The organism is Candidatus Chlorohelix sp. (genome assembly GCF_037138995.1).
In the GTDB taxonomy this organism is placed as follows: Bacteria; Chloroflexota; Chloroflexia; order Chloroheliales; family Chloroheliaceae; genus Chlorohelix.
Window position 1 is genome coordinate 1 of sequence record NZ_JBAXHI010000083.1, and the last position, 6,689, is coordinate 6,689.

Here is a 6,689-nt window from a genome sequence, read left to right on the forward strand (position 1 = left end):
GTCAAGGGGTTATCTCCGGTAATCATAACGGTACGGATACCCATTCGGCGCAATTCGTCGAAACGCTCGCGCATACCGCCCTTTACTACGTCTTTAAGGTGGATTACACCTAACATTTGACCATTCCGCGCGACCGCCAGAGGAGTACCGCCGCTTTTGGCGATACGGCTAACAATATCCTCCAATTCGGGGGGGATAGTACCATCTTTGCTGCGAACATAGCGCACCACCGCATCCGCCGCGCCCTTGCGAATTTCCACTCCTTCTAAATTAACTCCGCTCATGCGAGTCTGAGCAGTGAAAGGGATAAATTCGGCGTTATGTTGCGACACTTCCCGACCACGCAGCCCGTATTTTTCCTTCGCCAGCACTACAATAGAGCGACCTTCGGGGGTTTCATCGGCTAATGAGCTAAGTTGAGCCGCATCCGCCATATCTTCTATGCGGATTCCGGCGAGCGGGATAAACTCGGCAGCTTGCCGATTGCCGAGGGTTATAGTGCCGGTTTTATCCAGCAACAATACATCCACGTCTCCGGCTGCTTCAACCGCCCGCCCGCTCATCGCCAGTACGTTGCGTTGCACCAGTCTGTCCATTCCGGCAATCCCGATAGCCGACAGCAAACCGCCGATGGTAGTGGGTATCAGGCAAACCAGCAACGCCACCAAAATGGTAAGGGACTGAGGCGCACCGCTATAAATGGCGAAGGGTTGCAGGCTGATAATCACCAGCATAAAAACGATGGTCAAACCCGCAATGAGAATATTCAAAGCGATTTCGTTAGGGGTTTTCTGGCGGTTAGCCCCTTCAACGAGGCTAATCATGCGATCAAGAAAGCTCTCGCCGGGGTTAGAGGTAATTTTAACCTTGACCCAATCCGATAGCACTTTGGTACCGCCTGTAACCGCCGAGCGGTCGCCGCCGCTCTCGCGGATAACCGGGGCGCTCTCTCCCGTGATAGCGCTCTCATCCACGCTGGCGATGCCCTCGATTACCTCTCCATCTCCCGGTATTACTTCTCCCGCTACCACCAGCACCACATCACCCTTTTTTAACTGGGGGGCAGCCACCTGAGCGGTAAGAACCTCAGGAGTGTCCAGTCTATCGGTGGTAATCAATTTCGCGGAAGTTTCGGTTTTGGTTCGGCGCAAGGTATCGGCTTGGGCTTTGCCTCGCCCTTCTGCCATTGCCTCGGCGAAGTTAGCGAATATAACGGTGAACCAGAGCCACAGGCTGGTAAAGCCCACGAAAAATTGGTCTTTCTGGCTTGCCCCATCAAAGAAACCAGCGATAAACACAATCGTGGTGATAAGACTGCCTACCTCTACCACTAACATCACAGGGTTACGAAATTGAACCCTTGGGTCGAGTTTGGTAAAAGCGGGAAGAAGCGCCTGCCGAATTATCTTAGGGTCGAGCAGGCTACTGGAACGGCGCGGACGATGCGGCTTTCCCGGAATATTCGGTAGGGTGGCAGGCTCAAGGCTACCGGGACTCATATTTAAATTATACTCACTCATTCGAAATCTCCTGAAACCCTAGCTAAGCTGGAACACTTTTCCGGCATTCATAAAGAACTGTTCAACCAACGGACCAAGCGAGTAAGCCGGAAAATAGGTCAATGCCCCTACAATCAGGATTACGCCTACCAGCAATCCGGCGAATAACGGTCCGGTAGTGGGGAATGTACCCACGCTGGCAGGCACAGTTCTCTTGCGTGCCAGCGCCCCTGCCAACGCTAGGATTGGCACAATCATCAGAAAGCGACCGATTAACATCGCGGCAGAGCCGGTAATATTGTAGAAAGCGGTGTTGCCCGTAATTCCGGCGAAGGCACTGCCATTATTCCCGGTAGAACTGGTAAACAGGTAAAGCATCTCGGTTAAACCATGCGGTCCGGGATTGGCAATGCTGTTTTGCGCCACGTCATTAATCGAAGCCACCATACTGAAACCCAGAATACTAATGGGCAAAATCAGCACTACCAGCATTACCATTTTCATCTCACGGGCTTCTATTTTCTTGCCTAGATATTCGGGGGTACGACCTACCATCAGTCCGGCGATAAAGACCGCCAGAATTACAAAGACAATCTTCCCATAGAAGCCTGCGCCTACACCCCCTACTACTATTTCACCCAAAGCCATGTTGGTCAGGGGCACTAATCCTCCAAGCGGGGTATAGCTATCGAGGAAGCTGTTAACCGCTCCGCAACTGGCATCGGTAGTGATGGTGGTAAATAACGCCGAGCCTACAATACCAAAGCGTAGTTCCTTGCCTTCCATATTTCCGCCGGGGTTAGTATCGGCTACAGATTGATTTACGCCCTGTACCGCCACAATGGGGTTTCCCTGCGCTTCACTTGCATAACACACAAACAAGCCTAAACCGAATAAAAACATGGAAGCTCCCACCAGCACCCAACCTTGTTTGGTGTTACCTGCCCAACGTCCAAAGGCGTAGAGTAAGCCCATCCCGATGGCAAATATCGAAAGTATCTGGATAAAATTGGTAAAGGGGGTAGGGTTCTCAAAAGGATGGGCGGAGTTGGCGTTAAAGAAACCGCCACCGTTAGTGCCAAGCATTTTGATGGCTTCTTGGCTTGCTACCGGACCTTGCGCGATTATTTGTTGTTGCCCTTCCACAGTAGTAGCAACGGTATAATCGTTGAAATTCATCGGCACACCCTGCCACACATAAAAGAGCGCAATCACTGTACACAAGGGCAACAATATATAAAGGATAGCGCGGACAACGTCCACCCAGAAGTTACCCAATTCGCGGGCTTGCCGCCGCACCAAACCTCGGATGAGCGCCACCGCAATACTGATACCAACCGCCGCCGACACGAAGTTGTGGAAAGCCAACTGGGTTAGCTGAGTAAAATAGGTAACGCCACTTCCCGTGCTGGCTGCCCCTGAAGCTGCATATGAACCTGTCTCAGGTATATAGTTTTGCCAATTGGTGTTGGTAGTAAAGCTGGCAGCAGTATTAAAAGCCAGAGCTTCAGGCATTTTGCCAACTTTAGCGCCACTGGCATCAATTGTCTGGCTAAGCGGTAAAACATCCTGTAGGCGCAAAACCAGATAGGTCAATAGCATAGTTACTAGGCTGAAAAGGAGCATAGCGATAGCATAAACTATCCAGTTCATCTCCTTTTTCTCGTCAATGCGGGTTATTTTATAAATGCCCGCTTCAATCGGTCTTAGAACACGGTGCATGAAAGTGCGTTCCCCGCTAAAGACCCGAAACATATAAATCCCCAACGGCTTGGTAATCAATAGAATTACCAAGAAGTAAAGGGCAATCTGGAGCAACCCATTCGCGGTCATTGGCTTAATCCCTCACTAAAATTTCTCAGCTTGTAGCAGAGCATAAGCTAGGTAAATCACCAGCAAGATCGCCGCAATCAAGCCTAGAAGCATATCGATTGGCATAATTTCCTCCGGTTAGCGTTAGTTCTCAGTTTGTTCAAGAGTAGTTTTCACATAACCCCCGGTGTTAGTTTTTTCTTCTTTGACTAACCAATCACAGCCAAAAACATAGAGGATTGCTACCACGAAAAACAATACCCCTGCTACTACAAATAAAAGGTCTAACATGGATTCATTCTCCTTTATGAAAGGCAAAGCAAGCAGATGAAGCCGACTATAACTCCGCACCACTTTTAGCAGAGTTATATGCAGGTTTTCCTATCTTCAGCTTAACAATTAGTTCTAAAGAAATACTAAAAAGAGAAGGTGTTGTACTAAAATTTTTCTAAAAAATATTAGATGTCGTTTCTTTCAGGGAGGCGAAAGCGATAACCCAAGCCCGGCTCGGTCAGGATATAGCGAGGAGTAGCGGAGTCTGATTCAAGTTTCTGACGCAACTGACCGATTAAAACGTGGAGGTATTGAGTTTCTTTGCCGTATTCAGGTCCCCATATATGGTGCAACAACATTTGGTGAGTAATTAGCTTATCAGGATTCGAAGCCAGAAATTTCAGGGTTTCATATTGCTTGGGAGTAAGTTTGATTTCTTGCCCTTCTTTATATACTAGGTGTTTTTCTAGATCGATGGTCAAGAAATCATCGTTGATAATTGTGGGTGAAGCTGAAACCATTGGATTGCTAAGCTGCTGGCGATGGCGCAAAGCTACCCGCACCCGCGCCAGCAATTCATCCAACCCAAAGGGTTTAGTCAGGTAATCGTCTGCGCCTAAATCCAACGCTTCGACTTTCTGGCGGGATTCACCCCGTGCCGAAAGCACAATTATTGGCACATTGCTAAGGATGCGGCGGCGCACTTCGCGTGTTACTTGCAAACCGTCCAAATCAGGCATCATCAAATCTAGAATCACCAAATCGGGTGAATTCTGCTCAATTTCTTCTAATGCTTGTACCCCACCACTAGCAGTTCTTACCTCGTAGCCTTGACTGCTAAGCTGTCGCTTTAAACCGATGGTAATAGCCGGTTCATCATCAACCACAAGAATTTTCGGTTTATAAATGCTATCAAATTGGGTTTTAGCCATAATATTTTAGTTCAGTCCTATTCTTCCTCAAAATCTTCGGCGATGGGTTCGACCGGTAAAGCAAAAGTAAAATTTGACCCGCCATACAAACGATTCTGCGCCCACACCCTACCACCGTGTGCTTCGATAATACCTCTAGTAATTGCCAGCCCGATTCCTGTACCCGGCACATCCATGACCAACCCATTCTGGTTGGTACGCACTCGGTAAAACTTGTCAAAAATCCTTTCGAGTTCCCCCGGTGGTATGCCTCTTCCTTCATCCAACACTTTCACCAGTATCACCTGAGTACTGGAAATGCCCGAATCAAGCGTTTGCCCACTCGGTAATTTAACCTCAACACAAGCTTGTAACTCTACTGTGATGGTAATTGGGCGATTGGGGGCGGAGTATTTGGCAGCGTTCTCAATCAGGTTAGTAAGTGCTTGATCAAGTTGCAAGTAATCTACATGCGCCAACGGTAAATCAGGGGTGAAAGTGGTAATGACCGGATGGCTCTTTAGAAGAGGGTTTTTGTTCAACCGTTCTAGCACTTTCTGCACAATTTCAGGCAGATAATACCAACCGAAATCCGGTTTAAGAGCATGCGCTTCAATTTTAGAAAGGTCTAACAGGTTAGTTACCAGTCGGTCTAATCGCTCGGTTTCTTGTTCAATAATATTCAAGGTTTCATGGTAATCTGTCCCAAGTTGAGGCTCGTCATACAGTTCCAGATTGGCGACAGCGGTTTTAATTGAGGTAAGCGGGGTGCGTAGCTCATGAGAAACCGAAGCCAGTAACGAAGATTTAAGCTGGTCTGAGTCACGCAAGGTGGCGACTTGCGCCGACTCGCGAATCAGACGTGCATGTTCAACTGCCAGCGCTACATGGTTGGCAAATACCTGTATCAAACGATTTTCTTCAACACTGAAGTTAAGTTGCTCATCTCTATCTCGACCAACCGTCACCATTACCCCCATTACCTGTGACCCATAAGTAAGAGGCAAATACGCTACCGGAGCAGTTTCGTCAACCAAACCATCATTATGTTGCCTAGAACTATCCGGCTGGAAATTGCTCTGAACAGGGAAATAAGCTACCCGGTTCTGTTGAAAAACCGTCTGGGCAATTGCCGGGTCCGGATGTCGATGTGGGTTATTATGATAAGAAGGTAACTCAATCATAGCACTTTCCAATAATTTACCTTCCACCCCCTCATCTAATAGGTAGAGCGTACAGTGTTGCGCTTTGAGGATTTCGCTGACTTTCCTCAGCACTACCAGTAGCATTTCCCGCTGATCTATCCGAGTCAAAACTTCCGTTCCCAGTTCGTAAAGGGCAGTAGCCTCCAGCGCATGTTGTTGAGCGTGAAAACTGCTAATTCTGGCGCGTCCGGCTACCTGATTGGCAAAAAGAGCCGTGCCAAAAAAGAGCAAAACCGCCGTCCAACCCTGCAAAGCATCAATTACTAGGGTAAAAAAAGGGGGGATAAAAAAGAAATCAAAGCAAAAAAACGAGAGAACCGCGGTCAGGAAGCCAGTCATTAATCCAAACCAAACAGTCGAAATAAGGGTTAGGAACATGAAGACCATGTTCACATTATAGGGAGCTTCATTTAATAGAAATAGAATGAGCGTAGCGACTGCCACCGAAAGAAAGCTAAACAAAACTCCTTGCCAGCGTAAACGGGCAGTTGAAAAATATAACAACCTATTCTGATATAAATCTGTTAAAGGCTTTTTCGATTTCCCCTGAAATTTCACTGGTGCCACCTTATCAATGAATTACAAACTGAGTTTGCCCAGGAAAAGTGGAGTGTAGGAAATGACCTTTCGCTTTTTACGACGGTAGCAGGAGACTAGCCCCATCACCCACATCAGCTTGGCTATCCGCTTCCTAGAACAGTTTATCCCTTTGAGCTTTAGCTCCGCTTTTACTCTGGGACTGCCGTAAGTTTGTCGGGACTGTTGGAATATAGGCTCAATTTCTGCTCCCAGTTCCCGGTTAATCTTGGCTCTTGTACTTTTTAGTTCGGCTGAATGACTGGCTTGAAGACGTACCCAGAGCCACAACCAGGGTCAGTCGCTTTGCTGCTCTTAAACCTGCCGCCTCATGAACCCTAGTTCGCCAACAGTATCAGGGCTGTTGCAAAGTCAGCCAAAAGAAATAATATTTCATGAGAAGACAAGCCTCA

General features: G+C 47.8%; 7 protein-coding genes. All 7 read right to left on the reverse strand.

Annotated elements, in window-relative coordinates; genetic code table 11:
- Positions 1 to 1,520, reverse strand: a 1,520-nt coding sequence (kdpB, locus tag WCK19_RS18065) for a potassium-transporting ATPase subunit KdpB (protein WP_342398800.1), incomplete at its 3' end; no start/stop codon positions are given.
- An 18-nt stretch (positions 1,521 to 1,538) separates the two neighbouring features.
- Positions 1,539 to 3,332, reverse strand: a complete 1,794-nt coding sequence (gene kdpA, locus WCK19_RS18070) for a potassium-transporting ATPase subunit KdpA (protein WP_342398801.1) — start codon at positions 3,330 to 3,332, stop codon at positions 1,539 to 1,541.
- Positions 3,333 to 3,347: 15 nt separating this feature from the next.
- Positions 3,348 to 3,437 carry a potassium-transporting ATPase subunit F gene (locus tag WCK19_RS18075; RefSeq protein WP_342398802.1) on the reverse strand — a complete coding sequence of 30 codons (90 nt, stop codon included), beginning with the start codon at positions 3,435 to 3,437 and terminating at the stop codon, positions 3,348 to 3,350.
- Positions 3,438 to 3,455: 18 nt separating this feature from the next.
- Complete coding sequence (locus WCK19_RS18080; protein ID WP_342398803.1) at positions 3,456 to 3,602, reverse strand: hypothetical protein; 147 nt, start codon at positions 3,600 to 3,602, stop codon at positions 3,456 to 3,458.
- Between the two features lie 167 nt (positions 3,603 to 3,769).
- The gene (locus tag WCK19_RS18085) at positions 3,770 to 4,516 is read right to left on the reverse strand and encodes a response regulator transcription factor (RefSeq protein WP_342398804.1); all 747 of its coding nucleotides are present in this window, start codon (positions 4,514 to 4,516) and stop codon (positions 3,770 to 3,772) included.
- A gap of 17 nt (positions 4,517 to 4,533) precedes the next feature.
- The gene (locus WCK19_RS18090) at positions 4,534 to 6,258 is read right to left on the reverse strand and encodes an ATP-binding protein (RefSeq protein ID WP_342398805.1); all 1,725 of its coding nucleotides are present in this window, start codon (positions 6,256 to 6,258) and stop codon (positions 4,534 to 4,536) included.
- A gap of 21 nt (positions 6,259 to 6,279) precedes the next feature.
- Positions 6,280 to 6,504 (reverse strand): IS3 family transposase, encoded by a 225-nt coding sequence (locus WCK19_RS18095; protein WP_342398806.1) that lies wholly within the window; start codon positions 6,502 to 6,504, stop codon positions 6,280 to 6,282.
- Between the last annotated feature and the right edge of the window lie 185 nt (positions 6,505 to 6,689).